This window comes from Nonomuraea sp. NPDC050404 (genome assembly GCF_040655495.1).
In the GTDB taxonomy this organism is placed as follows: Bacteria; Actinomycetota; Actinomycetes; order Streptosporangiales; family Streptosporangiaceae; genus Nonomuraea.
Genome location: NZ_JBFAKB010000002.1, coordinates 177,970 through 200,332 on the forward strand (window position 1 = coordinate 177,970; position 22,363 = coordinate 200,332).

Consider the following 22,363-nt stretch of genomic DNA (forward strand, 5'->3'; position numbering starts at 1 on the left):
GCCCAGGTGTGGTCAAGGCCGGCTCGCGGGTCCCGGGTCGGGCAGGAGCACCGACGGCAGCGTGCAGCCGGGGTGCAGGCGGAGGAGCTGGTAGGCCACCCCACCGAGCCCGGGCAGCAGCCCCGGCGCGTAGGCGTCCCTGGCGAAGCCGCTGACCGGCCCGTACTCCTCCATGCTGCACAACGCGTGCGCGTCCAGGCCGCGCCGGTCGAGGTCCGGTCCGGTCAGCCCGAGCGTGAGCGCCTGATCGAGCACCTCCCACACACCCAGGTCACCGTGGCAGAGCGTGTGGTTCCAGCCCAGTCCACCGAGCCGGCACGCCTTGGCCGCCCGCCGCAACACATCACGCACGTACGGGGAATCACCGACCAGGCCGGAGGCACGGGGCGAGCCGCCGGCGAGGCCGGAGGTGGGGGACGGGACGCCGATGAGGTCGGCCGCGGCGATGCCGATCCCGGCCGCGCCATGGCACCAGGCCGCCGCCGTCCTGTCGGGCGTGCGCAGGTCCCGCCAGCCCTCCTTCTCCGGCACGTACAGGGTCTCCTCGTGCGCGAACGCGGCCTCGGCCATCGCGGCGAAGTCGGCGTCCCCGGTGGCCGCCGCCAGCCGGGCCAGCGCCCAGCCGATCCCGGTGACCCCGTGGGCCAGCCCGCCGAGCCCGTCGGGGAACCCGGGGTTCTCCCACCAGGCGGTGCCGTCGCCGGTACGCGCCCGCGCGAGCAGGTGCCGGCCGATCTCCACGGCCAGCGCCGCCGGGTCGTTCTCGTCGGTGTGCTCGGCCAGCCGCAGCAGCGGCACCACTGCCCCGGCCATCCCGCGTACCAGGTCGAGCGGCGTGTCGTCGGTCAGCGCCGCGGCGATGTCGGGCACGAGGTTGGCCGCGCGGGTGCGGGCCTCGTGCCGGCCCACCGCGCCGAGCCGGTGCAGCAGCAGCCAGCCCCAGATCCGCGAGCCCACCCCCAGGTAGCCGCCGGCCGGGTCGGGGCGGCGCCGGCCGGTGAACTCCGACTCCTCCGCCGTACGGTCCTCGACCCCGCGTATCGTGCGCAACACGTCGGCCAGCAGGCCGGGCACCTCGGGCACCGGATCGGCCCTGCCGCGCTCGGTCTCCTGCTGGTAGGCGGCCAGCAGCACGGCCACGCCTGACGTGCCGCCGTACATGTCGAAGCCGAGCGGCAGCACCGCCCAGCCGGTCGGGTTCAGGACGGGGGCGATCCAGGTGGCGGTGCCGTCCTCGGCCCGCACGGCCGACGCGGCCAGCCCCCGCACGAGCTCCGCGGCCAGCCGCCTGCGGCGGCCGTCCAGGTCGTGCTCGTCCATCCGGGACGGCAGCAGCGTGCGCTGGTCGGGCAGCCACCCCTCGTTCAGGTACGCGCTGACCAGCGCGCACTGGATCACCTGCCGGTCCAGCGTCAGGTCGGCGGCCCGCCACCGGCTCAGCGCCGCCTCGACGAGGTCCTCCTGCGGCCCCCATGTGGTGCCGCGGGGACCGCACAGGCGTCCCTTGCGCGGTGTCGTGGCGAAGAACGGCACGTCGCCGACCAGCAGTTCCGCCACCTCGGCCTCGATCACGGCCGGATCGTCGGGCCGGCCGGGCAGGTTGGCCGCCTGCCTGGCCAGCAGGTCGGCGGCGTGGCGGCGGGCGGCGGGCTCGTTGTGCAGGGAGCGGGGGTGCCACAACATGCGGCCCAGCTCCACGTAGCTCTCGGTCGAGCGCGGCACGACCCGGATCGGCAGGTCCCCGAACTCCTCCAGCAGCGGCTCCAGCTCACCCTCCCGGTCCATCCGCCGCAGCCGTTCCGACAGGGAGGTGAACCCGGCGACGATCTGGTCCCAGTATTTGCCCAGCACCGGGTTCGGGCTGGGGTGGTTGACCGCGGTCGGGAGCGGCACTTCGGCCTGCTCGATCCTGGCCTGGTCGGTGCCGGCGTCGGCGATGACGGGCATCTTCGGGGCCGGTTGCTGGCCGGGCAGCGAACCGATGGCCGACATGTCCACGCCGCGCCAGCCGAGCGCCAGGCCGCGGCCCGGCAGCAGGCCGGTGCCCAGCACCGAGCCGCCGACCAGCGCCGAGGCCCGGTCGAGCGCGAGGCCGTACCCGGTGGGCTTGATGGGCGGGTGCGGGGTGAACAGGGTCTCGCAGTCCACCACGGTCGGGACGGGCCCGGCGGCGACGACGTTCTCGGCGTGCAGGTCGCTGCCGCCCAGCAGGCGCATGGCGGCCAGCCAGCGGCCGAGGTTGCGGTAGAAGACGCGCAGTTCGTCCTCGCCCTTGCAGTACCGGTGCCCGACGTGCCTGGCCCAGCCGTAACCGTCGCGGGCCAGCACCTCGGGGACCGCGATCCCGCGACCTGAGACGTCGTCGCTCTGCACGGCCGCGAGCAGGCGGGCGAGTGCCACGTCCACGGACACCGGGCGCGGCTTGTAGACGACGAAGCCGCCGGCGCAGGCCAGCATCGCCACGGTTTGCCCGCCGCGATGGCTGTCCCCCTGGCCGAACGCGAGCGCCTGCAGCCCGCCGATCCCGGCCGCGTCCACCAGCCCGGCGAGGTCCCGGCGGTCGGCGGCGAAGCGGGTCGCCAGGCTGAGCGCCGCCGCGCACCTGGCCGCCACGAGCCGTTCCAGCCGGGGCAACATCGTCGGGTAGTGCTCGGCAAGCGACTCCCAGAACGCCCTGGTCGCGGCCCGCTCCTCCCATTCGCACCACCTGGCCCGCGGATCTTCGCCCACGAGTGTGCCGGTGATCCTGGCCGCGTTCAGCTCGACGAGCAGGACCCGGTTGGTCTTGATCCGCACCGTCTCCAGCGTGGCGGCCCTGGCGGCGGACAGCACGACCTCGCGCTCCGCCTCTGACAGTCCCGTGATCTGGCCGAGCTGGGCCGCGAGCCCGGCCAGAGCCGGTTCGAGCAGGCAGCCCAGTACGGCGTCGCTTACCGCGTCATTGCGCATGTCGGGTCAGCAGCACTGACGCCCGAGCGAATAGGTGCACGCCGAGCCGCATATCTGGGTGGTCGTGGGCTGGGGGCAGCCGGCGCCGGTGCAGCCCGAGGCGGCGAAGATCGCCTCCATCGTGATGTCGGCCTCGGCGTAGTCCCCGCTGGAGAACAGCGGGCCCGCCGGGCTGTCCCAGCCCTCGACGGGCTGCGGGCCCCCGCGCCAGCCGGCCACGATCTGCCCGGCGAGTTCAGCGGTCATTCTTGCCATGTCTTACGTCCCTTCTGGCGATCCGGTCGGACGCACCGGATGTTGCCACCCGGCATTGCGCATCCGTTGCAGCAAGCAGGGAACAGAAGGGTCAAATGTCGCTTTATGCGAAGTTTTAGTTTCTCTGCGTGTATATGCCGGTTCGGTGCGGGTAGCGCCGGAGCATCGGCTCCCGCCGGAGCCGGGAGGGGGAAACTATGGACATCAACCTAGGCCAAGGTCTTTCCGACGCCTGGCGGATGATAGCGACGTTCGTCCCGAAGCTGATCGGCTTCGTGGTCATCCTGATCATCGGGTGGATCGTCGCCAAGCTGCTGGAGAAGGTCGTCGACAAGGTGCTCGAACGGGTCGGCTTCGACCGCGCGGTGGAGCGCAGCGGCGTGCGGCGTTGGCTCGAACGCAGCAAGTACGACGCCAGCAGCCTGCTCGCCAAGATCGTCTTCTATGCGATCCTGCTGGTCACCCTGCAGATCGCCTTCAACGTCTTCGGCCCCAACCCGGTCTCGGCACTGCTGGCCGGCGTGGTGGCCTGGCTGCCCAGGGCCCTCGTGGCCATCGTGATCATCGTGGTGGCCGGAGCCGTGGCCAAGGCCGTCAAGGACATCCTGGCCGGCGCGCTCGGCGGGCTGTCCTACGGGCGTTTCCTGGCGACCGCGGCAGCGGTGTTCATCTGGGCGCTGGGCATCATCGCCGCGCTCAACCAGATCGGCGTGGCCACGACCGTCACGACGCCGGTGCTGGTCACGGTGCTCGCCACCATCGGGGCGATCGCGGCGATCGGCGTCGGGGGCGGGCTCGTCCGGCCCATGCAGCAGCGCTGGGAGCGCTGGCTGGGCCGCATCGAGCAGGAGGCTCCGCAGGCCAGGGCGCATGCGGAGGCGTACCAGCGAGGGCGTGAGGACGCCAGGGGAATGACGGAGGAGACGACGCCGATCCGGACGACGCCCGGCGGCGCCACCCGCTCCGACCTCCCTCCCGGCTGACCGCCGCACGCCGCCCGGCACTCGCACTCATGACCCGGGCGGCGTGGGGCCAGGCGGGGGCCAGGCGTGGGCCTTGGAACGGGTTTTCAGGCGGGGGCGCCGTCGCCCAGGAGGTCCAGCTCGCGCGTCAGCCAGCACACCGCCGTCAGCCGCAGCGACGCCGCGTCCGGCTCGCCGCTGAAGGCCCAGCCCCGGTGCCGCAGCTCGTCGAGGAAGCCCAGCAGGTAGTCGCCCAGCGTCTCCCGGTCCAGGGGGATCGCGTCACGCAGCACCGCCGCGTGCTGGTCGACGGCGGCGACCAGCCCGGGGTCGCCGTCCATCCTGGCGAGCTGGGCGTCGCCCAGTGCGTTCATCAGCCAGCGCAGGGGCGAAGCCGCCCATCCCTCCTCGAAGACCACCCGCCAACCTTAAGGCATCTACCAGGTCAAAACGGCAGCCCGACGTAATTCTCCGCCAGCGTCGTGGCCGCCGCCTCCGATGAGGTCACGTAGTCGAGGTGGGACAACTGCAGCCGCCGCGCGTACGCGTCGTCCTCGTCGAAGGTGTGCAGCAGCGTCGTCATCCAGTACGAGAAGTGCTGCGCCCGCCACACCCGCTTGAGGCACGCTTCGGAGTACCCGTCGAGCGGCCCGGTCGAGCCGTCCGCGAAGTAGGCCGCCAGCGCCTCGGTGAGCACGCGCACGTCGGCCACGGCCAGGTTGAGCCCCTTGGCGCCGGTGGGCGGCACGATGTGGGCGGCGTCCCCGGCCAGGTAGAGCCGGCCGTACTGCATCGGCTCGGCCACGAACGAGCGCATCGGCGTGATGCCCCGCTCGGTGATCTCGCCGGTGGTCAGCGCGAAGCCGGGCACGGTCTCCAGCCGCTCCTTCAGCTCCGCCCAGATCCGCTCGTCCGGCCAGTCCGCCAGCCGGGCGTCGGCGGGAACCTGCAGGTAGAAGCGGCTGACGGTGGGTGAACGCATGCTGTGCAGGGCGAAGCCGCGCTCGGTTCTGGTGTAGATCAGCTCCTCCGACGAAGGCGCCACGCTCGCCAGGATGCCGAGCCAGGCGAAGGGATATTCACGCTCGAAGACGCTCAGAACGCCCTCAGGCACGGCGGGGCGGGACACCCCGTGGAAACCGTCACAGCCGGCGATGACGTCGCAGTCGAGCCGTTCGCCGCCGAAGGTCAGGTACGGCTCCGACTCCAGCGAGTGCAGCGCCACGTCCTCGATCTCGAAACGTACGTCGCCGCCCGCCGCCAGCCTGGCCGCGATCAGGTCCTTGACCACCTCCTGCTGCCCGTACACGGTGATGGACCTGCCCGGCACCAGCTTCTCGAACGGGATGCGGTGGCCCTGTCCCCCGTACCGCAGCTCGATGCCGTGGTGCGGCAGCCCCTCGCGCAGCAGGCGCTCGCCGACGCCGGCGTCCACAAGCGTGTCCACCGTGCCCTGCTCCAGCACGCCCGCGCGGACGCGGCGCTCGACGTGGTCCCTGCTGCGCTTCTCCAGCACGACGGAGGAGATGCCGCGCAGGTGGAGCAGGTGTGACAGGAGCAGACCCGCTGGTCCCGCCCCGATGATCCCGACCTGAGTTCGCATGAGGGAAGCATCCAGCCTCGGGCAGGTCCGCGCCGAGTACCGGCTTCCGCTGAGTGGAAGATTGGTGCAGGATTGCCGCATGTCAGGTGGAGCGCGCGAGCCGGGGCGCTCGGTGACGTCCAAGGTGCTGGCTCTCCTGGGCGCGTTCGACGCCGCGCATCCGCAGCTCACGCTGACCGAGCTGGCGGCGCGCAGCGGGGTGCCGCTGAGCACGGCGCACCGCCTGGCCGGCGAGCTGGAGGAGTGGCAGGCGCTCAGCCGCGCCCCCGACGGGCGGCTGCGGGTGGGGCTGCGTCTGTGGGAGCTGGGCCAGCTCGCGCCGGGCCGGCTGCGGGAGCTGGCGCACCCGTGGTTGCAGGAGTTGTTCGGCTCCACGGGCGAGAACGTGCACCTCGCGGTCAGGGACGGACTTGAGGTGCTGTACGTGGACAAGGTGTACGGCAGGCGCGCCGTGCCCATCGTGTCCAGGATCGGCGCCCGGCTGCCGATGCATCCGACCGGGGTGGGCAAGGCGCTGCTGGCGTACGAACCGGACTGGTTCGTCAAGTCCTACCTGGCGCGCAAGCTCGAACGCCCCACCCCGCACACGATCACCGAGCCGGGGCGGCTGGCCAGGGAGCTGGTGGCGGTGCGGGCTCAGGGGTACGCGCTGACGTACGAGGAGATGACGGCCGGCTCGTGCTCGGCGGCGGCGCCGGTGCTGGTGGACGGGCGGCCCGTGGCGGCGCTGGGCATCGTGTTGTCCTCCAGGCGGGCCCGCGAGCTGCCCCGCCTGGTGGAGCCGCTGCGCGCCGCCGCGTCCCAGATCGCCCGATCGGTCTCCTAGCTCCGGCGCGGGGCTTCCGGGTGCGGTCCTTTACAAAGTCAGTCCCCGAGCTTCTGGATGCGGTCCTTGAACAGGGTGGTGGCGATGGCGGCCTTGTGTGGCTGGCCCTTGAGGAACGCCTGGGCGAAGCTCTTGGCCTGGTCGTAGGAGACCTTGCCGGGCATGGGCGGCTCGTTCGGGTTGACGTCCACGTCCACCAGCGCGGGCCCGTCGTGGGCCAGTGCCTGGCCGATCGCGTGCGCCACGTCCTCCGACTTGGTGATCTTCGCCCCGAATCCGCCGCAGGACCGGGCCCAGGCCGAGAAGTCGGCCTCGGGGGCGGCGTACCGTACCCCGTGCTCCGGATAGCCGAGCACCATCTGCTCCCACAGGATCTGCCCGAGCGAGTTGTTGTTGTTGATGATCACCTTGACCGGCAACCGGTGCTGCACCGCGGTGAGAAACTCGGCCATCAACATCGAGAAACCGCCGTCCCCGACGTAGGCGATGACCTGGCGGCCGGGGTAGGCGTGCTGCATGGCGATCGCGTACGGCAGCCCCGGCGCCATCGTGGCGAGCGTGCCGGACAGGTAGAACTCGCGCCCGCCGCGGATCGTCCAGTGCCGGGCCGCCCAGGTGGCGATGGTGCCGCTGTCGCAGGTCAGGATGGCGTCGTCGGTGGCGAGCTGGTCGAGCATGGACACGACGTACTGCGGGGCGATGGGGTTGCGCTCGGCGTTCTCCAGCGCCTCCATGTCGGAGCGCCACTTCGCCATCATCTTCTGATATTTCGCCAGATGGCCGTTGCCGTCCCGGGGAGCCAGCAGCGGCAGCAGCGCCGCCAGGCCCTCCTTCGCGTCGCACACCACCGGCACGTCGGTCGCGATCCGCGCCCCCGCCCTGGTCGGGTCCGCCTCGAACTGCACCACCCGCGTGTCACGCACCTCGGGCAGGAACTTGGAGTAGGGGAAGTTCGTGCCCACCATGAGCAGCACGTCGGCGTCGTCCATCAACTCCTCGCTCGGCCGGGTGCCGAGCAGGCCGAGCCCGCCCGTCGTGTACGGCGAGTCGTCCGGGATGACCGCCTTGCCGGGCAACGTCTTGACCACGGGCGCCCCGAGCGCCTCGGCCACCGCCAGCACCTCCTGCCTGGCGTGCAGCGCGCCCTGCCCGACCAGCATGGCCGGCCGCTCGGCCCGGTTGAGCACGTCGGCCGCGAACTCCACGTCCTCCTGCCGGGGCAGGCCGCCCGGTTGCAGGTAGACGGGGGCCGTCTCGGGCGCCCGTACCGGAGCCACGCTCTTGTACGGGTCAGCCCCCGCCTCGGCCACCTGGATGTCGTTGGGAAGCGTGAGGTGGGAGACCCCGCGGCGCGCGTAGGAGGTCCTGATCGCCAGGTCCACCAGCGACGGGAGCTGGGCCGGGTTGGTGATCATCATGTTGTACTCGGCCACGTCGGCGAACAGCCTGTCCAGGTGCACTTCCTGCTGGTAGGCGGTGCCCAGCACGGAGGTCTCCTGCATGCCCGTGATGGCCAGCACCGGCACGTGGTCGAGCTTGGCGTCGTACAGGCCGTTGAGCAGGTGGATGCCGCCGGGGCCCGAGGTCGCCAGGCACACGCCGATCCGGCCGGTGGCCTTGGCGTAGCCGGTGGCCATGAAGGCCGCGGCCTCCTCGTGGTGGACCAGGACGAAGCGCACCCGGTCGCGGTGGCGGCGCAGTCCTTCCATGATGCCGTTGATGCCGTCGCCCGGCAGGCCGAAGACGGTGTCCACGCCCCATGCCACGAGCCGTTCGATCAGGGATTCCGATGCGATTCGAGCCATGTGAGCGGCACTACCCCGCTCCGCCGGTCACAGACCCCGGGAGGAGATTCATTGACATTTCTGGAAAATGGCGGGTAGGGGGTGCCGCATGCGCATTCTGGTCACGGGAGCCACCGGCACGCTGGGCGGGGCACTGGTTCCCGCCCTGCTCAAGGCGGGGCACGAGGTGCGGGCGCTGAGCCGTGCCAAGCGGGACGATCGCGGCAACGTCGAGTGGATGTGGGGCGACCTCATCTCGGGCAACGGCGTCAAGGAGGCCGTGCGCGACGTGGACGCCATCGCCCACCTGGCCACCAGCGGGCGCAACGGGCGCGGCGCGGTGGACGTCCCCGGCACCAGGACGCTGCTGATCCTCGCCCGGTCGGCCGGCGTGCCGCACGTGCTGTTCACCTCGATGGTCGGCGCCGACCGCGCCGCCCACGGCCACCTGCGCCACAAACTGGAGGCCGAGCGGCTGGTCGCGGAGAGCGGCCTGGGCTGGACGATCCTCCGCTGCACCCCGTTCCACCAGTGGCTGCACCGCAGGCTGGACGGCTTCGCCGCGCTGCCCGCGCTCCCCGTGGACCGCTCGCTGCCCTGGCAACCGGTGCACACGGGTGAGGTGGCCGCGCGCGCCGCCGCGCTGCTGAGCGCCGCCCCGGCCGGCCGGGAGATCGAATACGGCGGCCCCCAGATCCTGAACACCGGTGACCTGGTCAAGGACTGGCTGAGCGCCTCGGGCCTGCGCCGCCCCTGCGTGTCCGTACGCTATCCGGGCCGTCTGTACGCGGCCCAGCGCGCCGGCGACCTCACCACGGACGCCCTGCCGAAGGGCGAGATCACGTGGCACGACTACCTTCTGCCACCGCCGCCGGTCCTGTCGGACGACTTCGCCACCGAGCACACCGCCTCGCCCACCAGCCCGGCCACTCAGCCGGAGCAGGACCCTGACCTGCGCGTATACGGGGGCGACGAGGGCTACGAACGCCCGACACGAAGCTAACGGGATGCCCTGTTCTATTACACTTTGCCGACTTGTTGGTTTCGGGGTGTTATCAGAGGATGTGTTCAGTGACGAGAGGCATCCCGCTGACCAAGGACTTCGCCAACGGCGGGGTCTCCTTCTGGTACCGGCAGACCGGCCTGCCCGCCCGGCGGCCCGCGCTGCCCGGCCCGCGTGACTACGACGTCGCCATCGTCGGCGGGGGCTACACCGGCCTGTGGACCGCGTACTACCTCAAGCGGGCCGATCCCGGTCTGCGGATCGCGGTCCTGGAGAAGGAGTTCGCGGGGTTCGGCGCGTCGGGGCGCAACGGCGGCTGGTTGTCGGCCGAGTTCGCCGGGTCGCGCAAGCGGCACGCCAAGGCGCGCGGGCGGCAGGCCATGATCGATCTGCAGCACGCGATGTTCCGGTCCGTGGACGAGGTCATCTCGGTGGCCGAGACGGAGGGCATCGACGCCGACGTGCGCAAGAGCGGGCTGATCCACGTCGCGACCAACCCCGCCCAGCGCCGCCGCCTGCGCGCCCAGGTCGCCGACCTGCGCACGTGGGGTTACGACGAGGACGACGTACGGCTGCTGGAACGTGACGAGCAGCGCGAACGCGTCCAGGTGGCCGGCGCGCTGCAGGCTTCCTACTCCCCGCACTGCGCCCGCATCCAGCCCGCCAAGCTCGCCGTCGGCCTGGCCGGGGTGGTGGCCCGCCTGGGCGTGGACATCTTCGAGGACACCACGGTCACCGAGATCCTGCCCCGGCGCGGCGACGTACGGGCGGCGGCGATCACCACGCGCGGCATCGTCACGGCCGAGTACGTCATCCGCGCCACCGAGGGCTTCACCGCGAACCTGGCCGGCCAGCACCGCCAGTGGCTGCCGATGAACAGCTCCATGATCGTCACCGAGCCGCTGCCGGCCGACGTGTGGAAGCACATCGGCTGGCAGGGCGGCGAACTGCTGGAGGACGAGGCGCACGCCTACGTCTACACCCAGCGCACGGCCGACGACCGGATCGCGATCGGCGGCCGTGGCATCCCCTACCGGTACGGCTCGCGCATCGACCGCCGCGGCGCCACCCAGCCGCAGACGGTCGCCCTGCTCTGGCGCATGCTCGTCAAACTCTTCCCGGCCGCCGCCGACACCGGGATCCAGCACGCCTGGTCCGGCGTGCTCGGCGTCCCCCGCGACTGGTGCTCGACCGTGCACCTGGACCACGCCACCGGCCTCGGCTGGGCGGGCGGCTACGTCGGCAGCGGCGTCACCACCACCAACCTGGCCGGCCGCACCCTGCGCGACCTGGTCCTGCGCCGGGACACCCCGCTGACCCGGCTGCCGTGGGTCGGCCGCCAGGTGCGGCAGTGGGAGCCCGAGCCGCTGCGCTGGGCCGGGGTCCAGCTCATCTACGCCCTGTTCCGCGCCGCCGACCGCCACGAGAACGAACGCGGCACCACCACCTCCCCCTACGCCCGCCTGGCCAACCTCATCTCAGGCCGCTGACCGACGCCGGGCGGGCTCCACTCCGACTGACGTGGACACGATCGGGAAGGGCTTTCCGCCAACCGGTAACAGGGCGATCCCCCAGTCCCCCGGAGCCCGCCCGTCCAGCCAGACTTCGGGGGCCATGACCCGCGCTGCCACCGGCCCACGTCACCCGTGGAGTGCGAGGCGATCGGTGTCGTCGGCGGGGGCGACGTGCATTACCGCACGCTGAGTCTCCCAGCCGGGCGTCGCGTCGCCGATCGAGTGCAGCGCGGAGCGGAGAAAGCACAAGGCTTTGACCATGGCCTCCGCCGGGTCATCGGCCTCGGTGATCATCTGCACGTCCACGACACCCGTGGTGAGCGTGGCCGCGAGATCGGGGTCCTCGATCGCCGGGTCCATGTCTTCAAGGTCGAGCAGCGCGTTCATCAGCTCATCCAGCCGCTCGTCGAAACGCTCGAGCTCGCCGCTGTACCGAACCTGCTGGACCGTCATGTACTTCATGGCGTCTCCTCGTCGCTCCAGCACGTGGCTCTGCTCAGTTGCCCAAGCAGGTTTCGTCGGTAGTTGTTCCCCGACGGCGTACACTTCACTGTCTTCCTGTGAAGGCCGCAAGGGCACTTCATGCTGTAGTACTTCTTAGCCTTGATGACGCTCCAGCCCTTCCTTTCGGCTGCGGCAAGAACATCTTCCAACTCTTTGATCGGGTGCCGCGGTCTGACCACTTTGTCCCACCTGTCGACAGCTTGAGTCTACGGACGACCGTGCCCGGCAAGCCCGCCATCGACGTATGGTGACACACACCGTTACAGAGCCATTGCGCATTGCGATAATCCCCCACCGCCGACCGCCGCCGTCAGGAGTGGTCGTCGCCGTGCCCCCAGGGGTTGTAGTCGACCTCCAAGGGCTCCTGGGGTGGTCGTTCCTGCTCCGGTACGTGCTGCAGGTTGACGCGGATCCGGTACCAGACGCTGCTGCGCCCCCGCATCCCGTCCACCAGCACGTCGGCGGGCTCCAGCCGGGCGGCGACCGAAGGGTGGCGGGCCTTCCAGCGCTCGAAGCCCGCCATCGCCTCGTCCTTGTGCTCGGCCTTGGCGATCTCGATCACCGGCATCGTCTGCTGCCTGCGGCCGCTGCCCTTGGGCGGCTTGGGCGCGGGACCGAGCTCCTCGGCCAGCTCCAGCAGCCCGTCGAGCGAGCCGGGGTGCAGGTCCATGTCCTCCCACGGGTCGCCGCGCTCGGCCAGCCGCTCGGGCACGGTGTCGATCGTGAAGCTCGCCGGGTCGCAGCCAGGCACCTCATCCCAGGTCAGCGGGGTGGAAACGCGGGCATCCCGGACAGCCCTGACCGAGTAGGCGGAGGCCACCGTGCGGTCGTAGGCGTTCTGGTTGAAGTCCACGAACACGCCGTGCCGCTCCTCCTTCCACCACCGGCTGGTCGCCAGGTCGGGCGCGCGCCGCTCCACCTCGCGCGCCACCGTCTCGGCCGCCTTGCGCACCTTCGCGAACGGCCAGCGCCGCTCGATCCGGGCGTAGACGTGGAACCCGCGCGACCCCGACGTCTTGGGCCAGGCGACCAGGCCGTGGTCGGCCAGCACCTCGCGCGCCACCTGCGCCGTACGCAGCACGTCGGCCCACTCGACGCCCGGCACGGGATCGAGGTCGATGCGCAGCTCATCGGGCTTGGACAGGTCGTCGGAGCGCACCGGGTGCGGGTTGAGATCCACGCAGCCGAGGTTGACCACCCACAACAACTGCGCCAGATCGGTGCACACCACCTCTTCCGCGCTCAGCCCCGAGCGGTATTTCAGCTCGGCCACCTCGATCCAGTCGGGGCGCTTGGCCGGGGCGCGCTTCTGGAAGAACGCCTCCTGCTCGATGCCGTGCACGAACCGCTTGAGCACCATGGGCCGCCCGTGCACGCCGCGCAGCGCCGCCCCGCCGACGGCCTGGTAGAACCGGATCAGGTCGAGCTTGGTGTGACCGGACTGCGGGAAGACCACCTTGTCGGGACTGGTGAGGCGCACCTCGCGCCCGGCGACCTCGATGTCAGGCATGTAGGTCACACTACGCGGGCCGACCGACAACCTCCGGAAGCGCGCCAGACGTACCGGAAGGACGGAAGCGCGCCCGACGTGGTGGAGAAACGGGGACACGCCAGACGTCGCTGGAGTCGTGGGAAACACGCCAAAACGTCGTGGAAAGCGCGCCAAACGTCGTGGAAAGCGCGCTAGATGTCGTGGAAGGAGCCGTGGCGGCCGGCGCCCGCCGCGAAGCGGGCCGCGCCCTCGGACGCGTCCGGCACCGATACGAGCCCGTGCCGCAACTCGTTCCGCATCGCCTCGCCCTCCTCCAGCCCGTCCTGCTCCAGCACCGACATCCGGTCGCCGCGCAGGCACGCCTGCGGGAACCCGGCCAGCTGCCGGGCCAGCGCCTCGGCGTGCCGCCTGGAGGTGCCGTTGGGCACGAGCCGGTTGGCCAGCCCCCACGCGTACGCCTCGGGCCCCGCCACGGGCCGCCCCGTGAGGATCATGTCCATGGCCCGGGAGGAGCCGATGAGCCGGGGCAGCCGTACGGTGCCGCCGTCGATCAGCGGCACGCCCCACCGCCTGCAGAACACCCCGAACACCGCGTCCTGTTCGACCACTCGCAGGTCGCACCAGAGGGCCAGCTCCAGCCCGCCCGCCACGGCGTGCCCGGCGACGGCGGCGATGACCGGCTTGGTCAGGCGCATGCGGGTCGGCCCCATCGGCCCGTCGCCCTCCTCCCCGACGTGGTTGTCCAGCGCCTTGAGGTCGGCGCCGGCGCAGAACGTGCCGCCCTCACCCCACAGCACGGCGACGTCGGCGTCGGATGCCTCGAAGTCGCCGAACGCCTCCGTCAGCGCGTCGGCGGTCTTGCGATCGACGGCGTTGCGCGCCTCCGGCCGGCTGATCACCACGGTGGCGACCGGGCCCTGACGCTCCACGCGTACGGTCATGCGACCCTCCTCGGGGGACGTGCGGCTTCTCCTCGGGGAACCTGCTGAGCCTACGTCCACGTCCGGGCACGGGCCAGCGATCGGCTGTGTGGTGAGACTTCCGGAGGAGATGCCGCACATTCGCGGGGAAGGCGATCGGCGAACCTCACACCTCTCGGGTTCCGCGCCTCTTCTTGCGAGCTGCGGGCGCCGTATACAGTTCCGCGCCGTGTAACGTGAGCCGCCAGACACCGGGCCCTCGTTGACTGGCGGCACTGCACATCGACGACAGGCAAACTTTGATCAGGTCAACGCGCTCCTGAATCTTCGATTCGGCCGGCATCAGAAAGACTGGAACGTCCGCTTTCAGATACGCCTCATACTCGTGCGGACGCTCGAAGATCCGAAAGTCCGTGGCAAGCACAGCCCATCCTTGCAGGCCCACCTTCGGTAGCCAGTCGTCATCCTCGGCGCCCAACGCCTTGTCCCTCGATCCGTACAACTCGGCAGGGCTGTGAACACGGTAGCCAAGGCCGGTGAGCAGCTTGCGGATGGTGCGACTGACGCTGTTCTCGTCGAGGTAGAACTCAGGCGGCGTGGCCCACGAGGATGCGTGCGGCGGTTCTGACGTCATCGAGGGTGACTCCGAGCTCATCGGCGATCACCTCGAAGTCCTCTCCGGCCCTCACCATGGCGGCGACATCCGCCACACGGGTACGAGAGTCCTCGAAGACTGGTTGCCCGAAGGCTTTCAGCGGATCGACGATGATCTTCGAAGGTGCCCAGTGACGCAGGCGGAGCATCACCGGGTAGCCGTCGTCCGCTCGCACAACGTACTGGAGGTAGTCGGTCACGATCTCGCGGATCACCTGCTGACCCGTACTGCCCTCGATCAGCCCTTCGCCCTCTGGAGAGGTCTTCGAGAAATCCCAGAGGACATCGATGCCGTCCGTGGCCAGTTCCGGGGCGACCAGAACATACTGTCCGTACTCTCGCTGCAGGCGCTCCAGCGCGGGGCGGATTTTGCGGGGCTTCACGCCTGCGGCTCTCAGCGCGTCCAGCACGTACGCCTCCGCCATGGCCACAAAGGGAACGGTGGCCATGCGGTGGTCCACTGGCTGCGGAAGGACATGCAGCAGTGGACGGCCTCTTTCGTAGCCGCGCGCCCAATAGTTGAAAGTCTGCTGGGGGATGCTGAGGAAGCGGGCGGCGTCGCTCTGGTTGAGCAGGCCGTTCCGAGTCCTGATGTCGTCCATGCCGCACACCTCCCCTGTTGCTCGTGGTCATCTTCTCTCACCGACTCGATGGGTGCACAGACCGGCCCGCCGATTGAGCTGTTTCAGGGCCGCAACGTTACCCACGCGATCAACGATCCGGGGTGGTTTCCACTATCGCGGCTCCCAGGTTCTGGGGCGGAGGTGGTCAGGACACCGAACGGTTGCGTCCCCAAGGCCCCTTTGTCCCGGGCGGACACCTGGATCATCGTGCCTCACCGTGCATGATCTGGTGGAAGATGCGTGTGGCGGTCGCGATCGAGGTCCACGCGATCTCTCGGACGTTCTCTTCCACGCGGTCGGTACGGCGGACAAAGCCCCGGCCGGCCGCTGCGCACAGTTCGTACGTCGTTTCCCGGCATTCGCAGGTGTGCGAGACCACCCGGACGCGTGGCACCCGGCCGGTGGGCTCGTACCAGGTCAGTTTGATGTGGCCGGGCAAGGGCGGGTCGACGTGCGGGCCATGGAAGTCGGGGATGTCCGTCATGCCGCGCAGCCCTTCTCGATGGGGATCTCGAACCACACGACCCGGCCGAACCAGCGCCTGCTGACCCCCCATGTCGCCATGGCCGCCACGAGGCGCAGGCCCCGCCCTCCGATCTCGTCCGGGTCGTTGCGAATGCGTGGGCCCGACCACCAGCCCTGGTCCCTGACCTCCATCCGGATGTGGTTGGCACCGAGCCACATGCGGACCTCGAAGGAGCCACGTCTCCATCGACCGGAGACCGTGTGCTTGATCGCGTTCGCGGAGAGTTCGGCGACCAGGAGACGCAGATCGTCAAGAAGCCTGCTGTCGTCGGCTGCTTCGGGCAACTCCATGACCAGACGGCGAGCGACATAGGTCCGGACGTCCCTGAGAATCTCGGGGCGCCCGGGAAAACGCATCTCGTCGACGAGTCGCATTCTAGCCGCCGTCATATTCGCCACTATCGCCCATCCTTCACAAATAGCGCATACCACTTCGCGATCTGCCGGCTTCTGGCATGCTCGGCTGGAACGCTGCCCGATCACCTCTATAAACATTGACCGGAACGAGCTATCTTGCGTTGTGAAACAATCCCAGAGCGGTCCCAGACTTTTGCTGGCACCAAGCCAGCATGGCTGGAACAGCGTGGCGAGGGGAGCGGTAATGCCGGCACCCAAGGAGCTCGACCCGACTACGGGCCCAGCAGCACGTTTCGGTGCAGATCTGCGCAAATACCGATATGCCGCCGAATTGACGCAGGAGCAGCTCGCGACACGCGTCGGCTACAGCAAGAGCCGTATCGGAAACGTGGAACGCGGAGATGAGAAACCCACTCGCGAATTGATCGAGCTCTGCGAAAAAGCACTGAACCTGGACGGAGCCCTCCTCTCCCAATGGCCCGCCATAAGCGGCAACCGCATACCCAAGTGGTACCGGCAGTGGCCGCCGATCGAGCGGAAAGCCGACCACATCATCAGTGTCGCTCCGCTGATCGTGCCGGGACTGGCGCAGACCAAGGAATACGCCCGCGCCGTCTTCGCCGGAGAGCCGTACATAACGCCTGAGCAGATAGAGGAGTCCGTCCAAGCTCGGCTGGAACGCCGGGAAATCTTCGACCGGCCCGTGCCGCCTCAGTACCTTGTGGTCGTGGACGAAGGCATCCTGTATCGTCCAGTTGGAGATGATTCCGTAATGCGCCGCCAACTGGAACATCTGATCACCATGGCCGAGAACAACTGGTTCAGCGTCCAACTCCTGCCCTACGAGGCCCTGTGCACAGCGGTGTTGGTGGGTCCGGTCGTCGTGGCCCAGGAGAATGGATCGCCTGTCGCCGCTTACGTCGAGTCCGCGCTCCAGGGTCGCGTCATCGACGAGCCCGACGAGATAAAGCGGCTCATGGACCGGCTCGAATGCGTGCGCAGGGCGGCGCTTCCCGAGTACATGTCAATTGAGCGGATCACGGCGAGAGTGGCGGCATGGAGCTGAGCGAGAGCACAAGGAAAGAGATCGCGAACCCCGGCGGATGGATCACCGCGTCGAGCGGTCAGGGCGGCGAGTGCCTGGAAGCCAAGCATCTGTCCGACGGCCGTATCGCGTTGCGCGATACCGAGCAGCCGGGCAGCGACCCGTGGGTGGTCCGCCGGGCCGTCTGGGACACATTCATCGCAGGCGCAAAAGGCGGCCTATTTGACTTCTAGCGCCGACGACGCTTGGTACTGGACGTCCGGCTGGCAGGCGGCCGAAGCCGAGGCGGACACCGATTTTCGAGGCGGCCGCACCCGTCGCTTCGACACCATGGATGACCTCTTCACGGAGAGCGACGCTGTTCGCGGAAAGACATCCGTTTGAAGATCAGAGCGTGATCGTTCCCGCCAGCAGCTCGTCCAGGGGGTCTTCGGCGGGGCGGTCGATGCCGCGTAGGGGGCCGGGGTCGGTGAGGTGGGTGTCGGTGTAGAGGCGGGCCACCAGGGCCTTGCGGTCGTCGTCCAGGCCCCAGGTGGCCTGGTCCTCCAGGAGTGCGGCGGCGTAGACGTCGGCCATGAACTGGGCCAGCGGGTACAGCCGTGCCTCGGCCACCGGGCGGTCCAGGGCGGACCAGGTCTCGATGGCCTTGGTCAGGTCGTCGATGCGCGTGCGTACCAGGGCGGAGGTGGCCAGGCCGCGCAGGTGGTCGAGGAAGGGCAGGTGGGCCCGCTCCTTGGCCATGGCCCGGCGCACGTCCAGGCAGAGGATGTTGTCGCCGCCCTCCCAGATCGGGTTGACCTGGGCGTCGCGCAGCAGCCGGGCCACCGGCCACTGCTCGATGTAGCCGTTGCCGCCGTGCACCTCGATCGCGTCGCTGGCCGCGGTCACGCCGAGCCGGGCGGTGCGGAGTTTGATCAGGGCGGGGGCCAGGCGCAGGCGGGGGCCGAGGTGGCCGTCGAAGACAAGTGCCTGCGCGGCCTCCACCTCGACGATCAGTTCGGCGAGTTTGCGGCGCATCAGTGGCTGTTCGATGAGCGGGCGGCCGAACGCCTCGCGGGCGCGGGCGTAGCAGATCGACTCCACCAGCGCCCGCCTGGCCACGCCGAGGCCCATCATGGCCACGCCGAGCCTGGAGGCGTTGGTGAGCTTCATCATCGTGCCCAGCCCCGAACCAGAGCCAGAGGCGGGGGCAGAGGCGGGGGCGGCCAGGAGGAATGCTTCCGCGCCGGTGAGTTCCACCTCGGCCGAGGCCACGGATCTGGTGCCGAGTTTGTCCTTGAGACGGCGGATGCGTACCCCGTTGCGGCTGCCGTCGCGCCGCTCCCACAACACCAGGAACGGCGCCACGGCCCCGTCGGGCAGCCTGGCCAGCACCACGAACGCCGAGCCGTTCGCGTTCGAGGCGAACCACTTGAACCCGGTCAGCAGCCACGCGTCACCGGCGGGCGTCGCGGCCGTCTCCAGCGCCGCCAGGTCCGAGCCACCGGTCCGTTCGGTGAACAGTTGTGCGGCCTCGCCGGAGTAGTAGCCGTCCGCGAAGATCTCCCGCACCCGATCGCGTACGTCCGGCGGCGCGTGCTTGTCGGCCAGCGAGACCACCATGTCCCCGCCCGTGCCGAGCGCGCAGCCCATCCCGATGTCGGCCTGGTCGAGGAGGTACGTCCACGCGGCACCGAGCGCGACCGGATTCGCCCCGTTCGCACGTGCTTGTGCGGCGAAGGTCGGCGAGGTGAAGTTGTTGTCCATCAGCGCCCGGCGGGCGGTCTGGAACGACGGCGGCATGACGACCTGGCTGACGTCCCTGCCCCACTTGTCGTACCGCTCCAGCCGCGGCGGATTGCGGTCGGTCTCCTCGGCGCACCCGGCGACCAGGCCCCCGGTCAGCTCCCCCAGCCGGTCGAGGTGCGGCTGCGCCCAGCCGAAGCCGTCGCCCAGGTGCCGCCGCATGAGCACGTGCAGCGTGGGGTCACTGCGCCACCAGTTGCGTCCGGCCGCGCCCTGGTACTGCTCGGTGGCGTAGCGGGGGCTGCGGTCGAACTCTTCGACGAGATACCGGCTCATACTCGCGAGTGTTACATATACTCGACACGCGATGGAAGAGCGTAATGGAACAATGAGCGCGCGGTCGGCGGTGCTGAGCGCGTTGCTCGGCAGCCACCCGCCCCGCCTGCCCGCCCGCCACCTGGTCCGCATCGGCGCCCTGTTCGGCATCGCGGAGGGCACGGTCAGGGTGGCGCTGTCGCGCATGGTCGCGGCCGGCGACCTGCTGCAGACGAACGGCCGGTACACGCTGTCGGAGCGGCTCGTCGAGCGCCAGGCCAGGCAGGACGAGAGCCGCGACCCGCACACCAGGCCGTGGGACGGCACCTGGGAGGTCGCCGTGGTGACCGCCGAGCGGCGCGCGCCCGCCGACCGGGCCGCGCTGCGGCACACGATGACCGCGCTGCGCCTGGCCGAGCTGCGTGAGGGCACCTGGATGCGCCCGGCCAACCTGGTACGCGCCGCCTGGCCGGAGATCGTCACGGCGCAGTGCACGCTGATCGACGGCCGCCCGCACGACGACCCCACTCCCCTGCTGTGGGACCTGGACGGCTGGGCGGCCGAGGCGCGGCGGCTGGAGAGCGCCCTCGATCGCGCGGAAGGGCTGGCCGAGGGGTTCCTCGTCTCGGCCGCGGTGCTGCGCCACCTGCTGGCGGACCCGCTGCTCCCCGGCGAACTGCTGCCGGCGCGCTGGCCGGGCGGCGAACTGCGGGCCCGCTATGACGACTTCGACCGTCGTTACAGAGAGGTCCTGCAGCAACACCTCGACCTGAACGACTGACGCCGACACCTCACAGGCTGACGCCGAAGACCGTGCGCTTGTCCTTGAACTCGCTGACGCTCCACAACTTGCCGTCCTGCACGGCCAGGTCCTCGGGCCCGATCGGGAACGGCCTGGTCGTCAGCTCGCCGCCGTCGTAGACCAGCAGCCTGCCGTTGGCGCCGGAGCCGGCCGACTGGCTCAGGTACCACTTGCCCTCGTACGTCATCGCCCCCTGGATCTTGGCGTGCCCCATGATGAAGGCGTCCTGCGGCGCGCCGGCCGCCAGCTCCAGGTCGTAGCGCCCGACCCACCCGCCGGGGTCGTCGTCGCGGTACTCGCCGGTGATGAGCCGCGGCGTGTCACCGCTGCGGTCGATCGAGACGAACGAGAAGCGCGGCCCGGCCTGCGCCACCTCCCAGGAGTCGGTCTGCGGGATGATGTAGCGGTAGCCGAAGGCGTGCAGCTTGCCGCCGTGGCGCCCGATCCGCTTGCCGTCGCCCAGGTCGTTCTGCACGGTACGCAGGTCGAGCACGTTGTTGAGGTCGAAGACGCGCAGGCCGCGCACGGTGTCGGCGACGTAGAGCAGGTCGCCGAAGCAGGCGATGCCCCCCGCGTGGATGTCGATCGGCCCGTAGGTGCCGTCCGGCTTGGCCTGGACCAGCAGCGCGTGCTGGTACTTCAGCGACTTCGGGCTCAGGAACGACACCCGGATCCCCCGCTCGCCGCCCTCCGGCTTGAAGTACCAGCTGATCATGAACGCCGGGATCCCGATGTTGCCCGAGTCGTCGCTGCCGGTCAGGCCCTGCGGATACCAGTCCACGGTGTCCTGGTCTTTCTCGTCGAACGCGTACCACGCGGCCGGCTTGGGGTCCATCGACCCCATCGCCGCGCCCGCCCCCTTGTTCACGCCGGTCCTGTTGGCCTGCGCCAGCACCGCCTCGACCGACGTGCTGCCGATCTCGCCCGCCAGCTTGGCCGCCCCCTCGGCCAGGTCGCCCGTCGCCCGATTCAGGACGAAGGTCGCCGTATCTGTCGGAACCATCCCCGTTTCCGCCATATCTTTCTCACCTTTCCCGTCTCTTGACCAGTTTGACGGAACGGGGAGATCCATTGTTGGCATCACTTCCACAAATGAACGGGGGTCCCGGACAGCGCCAGCTCGCGATAACGCCGGACGAGCCGCCGCCGGTCGCCGCCGAAGCGGGCCAGCGTCTCGCGCTGCCACACCGAGCCGGTACGCCGCAGCCGGGTCCGCTGCTCGATCACCTCCAGCGCACGATCGGCGTCGTGCGCCGACACCCCGGCCTTGAGCAGCCCCGCCCGCGCCTCCGGCAGCAGGTAGAGCACCAGCTCCGCCGCCTCGAACTCGCCGTCCCTGCCCGGCCAGGACAACTTGGCGTCCAGCCCTTCCCTGGCCGCGCGGTAGAAGTTCTGGTACGCCGTCGCGAACCGGTAGCCCGTCAGGTCCCGCTCCGCCTGCGACAACGTCAGCCCGAGCAGGAAGGCCGTGTTCGCCGCCATGTCCGCGCACGACGGCCCCGCAGGCAGCGCCCGCATCTCGATCCGCAGGTGGCCGGCGTCGGCGGGGTCGTAGACGGGACGGTTCCAGTGCCAGATCGTGCCCTGGTGCAGCCGCAGCTCCGGCACCTCGTGCGGCAGTCCCCCCTCGGTCAGGTCGGGCAGGATCGGGTCGTAGTCGCGTACGTACCGCTCGAACAGCTCGATCGCGCCATCGCGCACCCAGTCGGAGCCGAACGTCACCCGCCCGTCCCTGCGCTCGCGCCGCTGCACGTCCCGGTCGTCGGCGGCCTCCTCCATCAGCGCGATGCGCGTCTCCTCCCACAACTCCCGCCCCAGGAAGGACGGCGAGTTGCCGCAGACCGAAAGCACCGGGCCGATGGCGAGCTGGGCGGCGTTGAACAGCCGGGCGAAGCGCTCGGGCGGCGTGCGGATGTGCACCTGCCAGGAGGTGTTGGCGCTCTCCAGGATCACGTCCTCCACCGACAGCTCCAGGTCGTCGATCTTGACCAGGAACGGTTCCAGCCGCAGCCGCCTGATGCCCCTGCTCATGGCCCGGTAGCGGTTCTGGTCGCTCATCGCGCCCAGCGTGAAGTCCTCGGTGTCAAGAGTGGGCAGGATGCCGATGGGCAGCGCGCCGCCGCCCTCGACCGCGCCGTCCACCTTGGTGATCGTCTCCTGCACCTCCCCGCTCATGGCCTCGAAGGGCGCGCCCGCCAGGGGGAGCGGGGTCAGGTTCACCTCGATGTTGAACCGGCCCAGTTCCAGCACCACGCGGGGATCGTCCAGGCTCTCCTGGACCTGGCTGTTGCGCGGCAGCGGCCGTCCGTCCTCGTCCACCAGGAACAACTCCAGTTCGGCCCCGATGGTGGTCGGGCCCTCGCCGAAGCCGGGGGTGGCGAGCAGCTCGCGCAGTACCTCAAGCTGCTCCTGGATACGCTCCCCAAAACGTGCAAATTCCGCCTCAGTAAATCGCTCTTTATCCAGATCTCGTCCCATCACCCCACTCTGTCCGGAACGTCAGCT

Annotated in this window: 22 protein-coding genes; 7 read left to right on the top strand and 15 right to left on the bottom strand. The window is 70.1% G+C overall.

Going from position 1 to position 22,363, the window contains the following annotated elements; all coding sequences use genetic code 11:
* Window positions 1-12 precede the first annotated feature (12 nt).
* Window positions 13-2,949, bottom strand: coding sequence for a type 2 lanthipeptide synthetase LanM family protein (locus AB0I81_RS06055; protein WP_360650733.1), 2,937 nt, complete (start codon window positions 2,947-2,949; stop codon window positions 13-15).
* A gap of 6 nt (window positions 2,950-2,955) precedes the next feature.
* Entirely contained in the window at window positions 2,956-3,204 is a 249-nt protein-coding gene (locus tag AB0I81_RS06060; RefSeq protein WP_360650736.1) for a DUF6229 family protein, read from the bottom strand.
* Window positions 3,205-3,407: 203 nt separating this feature from the next.
* On the opposite strand from AB0I81_RS06060, the gene AB0I81_RS06065 reads away from it, so the two are divergent.
* Window positions 3,408-4,187 carry a hypothetical protein gene (locus AB0I81_RS06065; protein ID WP_360652016.1) on the top strand — a complete coding sequence of 260 codons (780 nt, stop codon included), beginning with the start codon at window positions 3,408-3,410 and terminating at the stop codon, window positions 4,185-4,187.
* Between the two features lie 86 nt (window positions 4,188-4,273).
* On the opposite strand, the gene AB0I81_RS06070 is transcribed toward AB0I81_RS06065, so the two are convergent.
* Both AB0I81_RS06070 and AB0I81_RS06075 read right to left on the bottom strand, forming a co-directional pair.
* Entirely contained in the window at window positions 4,274-4,585 is a 312-nt protein-coding gene (locus AB0I81_RS06070; protein WP_360650739.1) for a DUF6401 family natural product biosynthesis protein, read from the bottom strand.
* Between the two features lie 26 nt (window positions 4,586-4,611).
* On the bottom strand, window positions 4,612-5,769 hold the full coding sequence (locus tag AB0I81_RS06075; protein ID WP_360650742.1) for a 4-hydroxybenzoate 3-monooxygenase: 1,158 nt from the start codon (window positions 5,767-5,769) through the stop codon (window positions 4,612-4,614).
* A 79-nt stretch (window positions 5,770-5,848) separates the two neighbouring features.
* On the opposite strand from AB0I81_RS06075, the gene AB0I81_RS06080 reads away from it, so the two are divergent.
* Window positions 5,849-6,595: an IclR family transcriptional regulator gene (locus tag AB0I81_RS06080; protein WP_360650745.1), complete on the top strand. Its 747-nt coding sequence runs from the start codon at window positions 5,849-5,851 to the stop codon at window positions 6,593-6,595.
* Window positions 6,596-6,633: 38 nt separating this feature from the next.
* Here AB0I81_RS06080 and AB0I81_RS06085 read toward each other — a convergent pair whose 3' ends face one another.
* Window positions 6,634-8,400 carry a thiamine pyrophosphate-dependent enzyme gene (locus tag AB0I81_RS06085; protein WP_360650748.1) on the bottom strand — a complete coding sequence of 589 codons (1,767 nt, stop codon included), beginning with the start codon at window positions 8,398-8,400 and terminating at the stop codon, window positions 6,634-6,636.
* A gap of 88 nt (window positions 8,401-8,488) precedes the next feature.
* Between AB0I81_RS06085 and AB0I81_RS06090 the strand changes: the two genes are divergently transcribed.
* Together AB0I81_RS06090 and AB0I81_RS06095 are read left to right on the top strand one after the other, a co-directional pair.
* Window positions 8,489-9,382: an NAD(P)H-binding protein gene (locus AB0I81_RS06090; protein WP_360650751.1), complete on the top strand. Its 894-nt coding sequence runs from the start codon at window positions 8,489-8,491 to the stop codon at window positions 9,380-9,382.
* Window positions 9,383-9,441: 59 nt separating this feature from the next.
* The gene (locus tag AB0I81_RS06095) at window positions 9,442-10,872 is read left to right on the top strand and encodes an FAD-binding oxidoreductase (protein WP_360650754.1); all 1,431 of its coding nucleotides are present in this window, start codon (window positions 9,442-9,444) and stop codon (window positions 10,870-10,872) included.
* A gap of 150 nt (window positions 10,873-11,022) precedes the next feature.
* On the opposite strand, the gene AB0I81_RS06100 is transcribed toward AB0I81_RS06095, so the two are convergent.
* The 7 genes from AB0I81_RS06100 to AB0I81_RS06130 all read right to left on the bottom strand — a co-directional run bounded on the left by AB0I81_RS06100 (window position 11,023) and on the right by AB0I81_RS06130 (window position 16,004).
* Window positions 11,023-11,358 (bottom strand): hypothetical protein, encoded by a 336-nt coding sequence (locus AB0I81_RS06100; protein WP_360650757.1) that lies wholly within the window; start codon window positions 11,356-11,358, stop codon window positions 11,023-11,025.
* 352 nt (window positions 11,359-11,710) lie between these two features.
* The gene (gene ligD / locus AB0I81_RS06105; protein ID WP_360650760.1) at window positions 11,711-12,910 is read right to left on the bottom strand and encodes a non-homologous end-joining DNA ligase; all 1,200 of its coding nucleotides are present in this window, start codon (window positions 12,908-12,910) and stop codon (window positions 11,711-11,713) included.
* Between the two features lie 173 nt (window positions 12,911-13,083).
* Window positions 13,084-13,833, bottom strand: a complete 750-nt coding sequence (locus AB0I81_RS06110) for a crotonase/enoyl-CoA hydratase family protein (protein WP_360650763.1) — start codon at window positions 13,831-13,833, stop codon at window positions 13,084-13,086.
* Window positions 13,834-13,978: 145 nt separating this feature from the next.
* Window positions 13,979-14,446 carry a hypothetical protein gene (locus AB0I81_RS06115; RefSeq protein ID WP_360650766.1) on the bottom strand — a complete coding sequence of 156 codons (468 nt, stop codon included), beginning with the start codon at window positions 14,444-14,446 and terminating at the stop codon, window positions 13,979-13,981.
* Window positions 14,400-15,068 (bottom strand): DUF433 domain-containing protein, encoded by a 669-nt coding sequence (locus AB0I81_RS06120; RefSeq protein ID WP_360650769.1) that lies wholly within the window; start codon window positions 15,066-15,068, stop codon window positions 14,400-14,402. The genes AB0I81_RS06115 and AB0I81_RS06120 overlap by 47 nt, the downstream gene beginning before the upstream one ends.
* 223 nt (window positions 15,069-15,291) lie before the next feature.
* Window positions 15,292-15,573, bottom strand: a complete 282-nt coding sequence (locus AB0I81_RS06125) for a hypothetical protein (protein WP_360650772.1) — start codon at window positions 15,571-15,573, stop codon at window positions 15,292-15,294.
* Window positions 15,570-16,004: an ATP-binding protein gene (locus AB0I81_RS06130; protein WP_360650774.1), complete on the bottom strand. Its 435-nt coding sequence runs from the start codon at window positions 16,002-16,004 to the stop codon at window positions 15,570-15,572. Before AB0I81_RS06130 ends, AB0I81_RS06125 begins: the two co-directional genes overlap by 4 nt.
* Before the next feature lie 211 nt (window positions 16,005-16,215).
* On the opposite strand from AB0I81_RS06130, the gene AB0I81_RS06135 reads away from it, so the two are divergent.
* Both AB0I81_RS06135 and AB0I81_RS06140 read left to right on the top strand, forming a co-directional pair.
* On the top strand, window positions 16,216-17,037 hold the full coding sequence (locus tag AB0I81_RS06135; protein ID WP_360650777.1) for a helix-turn-helix transcriptional regulator: 822 nt from the start codon (window positions 16,216-16,218) through the stop codon (window positions 17,035-17,037).
* Window positions 17,028-17,249, top strand: coding sequence for a DUF397 domain-containing protein (locus AB0I81_RS06140; RefSeq protein ID WP_360650780.1), 222 nt, complete (start codon window positions 17,028-17,030; stop codon window positions 17,247-17,249). The genes AB0I81_RS06135 and AB0I81_RS06140 overlap by 10 nt, the downstream gene beginning before the upstream one ends.
* 154 nt (window positions 17,250-17,403) lie before the next feature.
* Here AB0I81_RS06140 and AB0I81_RS06145 read toward each other — a convergent pair whose 3' ends face one another.
* The gene (locus AB0I81_RS06145; RefSeq protein ID WP_360650783.1) at window positions 17,404-19,077 is read right to left on the bottom strand and encodes an acyl-CoA dehydrogenase family protein; all 1,674 of its coding nucleotides are present in this window, start codon (window positions 19,075-19,077) and stop codon (window positions 17,404-17,406) included.
* A 52-nt stretch (window positions 19,078-19,129) separates the two neighbouring features.
* Between AB0I81_RS06145 and AB0I81_RS06150 the strand changes: the two genes are divergently transcribed.
* The gene (locus AB0I81_RS06150) at window positions 19,130-19,837 is read left to right on the top strand and encodes a PaaX family transcriptional regulator C-terminal domain-containing protein (protein ID WP_360650786.1); all 708 of its coding nucleotides are present in this window, start codon (window positions 19,130-19,132) and stop codon (window positions 19,835-19,837) included.
* Window positions 19,838-19,847: 10 nt separating this feature from the next.
* Here AB0I81_RS06150 and AB0I81_RS06155 read toward each other — a convergent pair whose 3' ends face one another.
* A complete protein-coding gene (locus AB0I81_RS06155) occupies window positions 19,848-20,861 on the bottom strand; it encodes a hypothetical protein (protein ID WP_360650789.1) in 1,014 nt (337 codons plus the stop codon).
* A 77-nt stretch (window positions 20,862-20,938) separates the two neighbouring features.
* Window positions 20,939-22,336 (bottom strand): glutamate--cysteine ligase, encoded by a 1,398-nt coding sequence (locus AB0I81_RS06160; protein WP_360650792.1) that lies wholly within the window; start codon window positions 22,334-22,336, stop codon window positions 20,939-20,941.
* Window positions 22,337-22,363 lie beyond the last annotated feature (27 nt).

Coding starts and splice junctions, on each gene's coding strand:
- AB0I81_RS06055 (WP_360650733.1), bottom strand. CDS start 2,949: ATGCGCAATGACGCGGTAAGCGACGCCGTACTGGGCTGCCTGCTCGAA.
- AB0I81_RS06145 (WP_360650783.1), bottom strand. CDS start 19,077: ATGAGCCGGTATCTCGTCGAAGAGTTCGACCGCAGCCCCCGCTACGCC.
- AB0I81_RS06100 (WP_360650757.1), bottom strand. CDS start 11,358: ATGAAGTACATGACGGTCCAGCAGGTTCGGTACAGCGGCGAGCTCGAG.
- ligD (WP_360650760.1), bottom strand. CDS start 12,910: ATGCCTGACATCGAGGTCGCCGGGCGCGAGGTGCGCCTCACCAGTCCC.
- AB0I81_RS06090 (WP_360650751.1), top strand. CDS start 8,489: ATGCGCATTCTGGTCACGGGAGCCACCGGCACGCTGGGCGGGGCACTG.
- AB0I81_RS06095 (WP_360650754.1), top strand. CDS start 9,442: ATGTGTTCAGTGACGAGAGGCATCCCGCTGACCAAGGACTTCGCCAAC.
- AB0I81_RS06060 (WP_360650736.1), bottom strand. CDS start 3,204: ATGGCAAGAATGACCGCTGAACTCGCCGGGCAGATCGTGGCCGGCTGG.
- AB0I81_RS06120 (WP_360650769.1), bottom strand. CDS start 15,068: ATGGACGACATCAGGACTCGGAACGGCCTGCTCAACCAGAGCGACGCC.
- AB0I81_RS06130 (WP_360650774.1), bottom strand. CDS start 16,004: ATGACGGCGGCTAGAATGCGACTCGTCGACGAGATGCGTTTTCCCGGG.
- AB0I81_RS06115 (WP_360650766.1), bottom strand. CDS start 14,446: ATGACGTCAGAACCGCCGCACGCATCCTCGTGGGCCACGCCGCCTGAG.
- AB0I81_RS06150 (WP_360650786.1), top strand. CDS start 19,130: ATGAGCGCGCGGTCGGCGGTGCTGAGCGCGTTGCTCGGCAGCCACCCG.
- AB0I81_RS06125 (WP_360650772.1), bottom strand. CDS start 15,573: ATGACGGACATCCCCGACTTCCATGGCCCGCACGTCGACCCGCCCTTG.
- AB0I81_RS06110 (WP_360650763.1), bottom strand. CDS start 13,833: ATGACCGTACGCGTGGAGCGTCAGGGCCCGGTCGCCACCGTGGTGATC.
- AB0I81_RS06085 (WP_360650748.1), bottom strand. CDS start 8,400: ATGGCTCGAATCGCATCGGAATCCCTGATCGAACGGCTCGTGGCATGG.
- AB0I81_RS06135 (WP_360650777.1), top strand. CDS start 16,216: ATGCCGGCACCCAAGGAGCTCGACCCGACTACGGGCCCAGCAGCACGT.
- AB0I81_RS06080 (WP_360650745.1), top strand. CDS start 5,849: ATGTCAGGTGGAGCGCGCGAGCCGGGGCGCTCGGTGACGTCCAAGGTG.
- AB0I81_RS06140 (WP_360650780.1), top strand. CDS start 17,028: ATGGAGCTGAGCGAGAGCACAAGGAAAGAGATCGCGAACCCCGGCGGA.
- AB0I81_RS06160 (WP_360650792.1), bottom strand. CDS start 22,336: ATGGGACGAGATCTGGATAAAGAGCGATTTACTGAGGCGGAATTTGCA.
- AB0I81_RS06155 (WP_360650789.1), bottom strand. CDS start 20,861: ATGGTTCCGACAGATACGGCGACCTTCGTCCTGAATCGGGCGACGGGC.
- AB0I81_RS06075 (WP_360650742.1), bottom strand. CDS start 5,769: ATGCGAACTCAGGTCGGGATCATCGGGGCGGGACCAGCGGGTCTGCTC.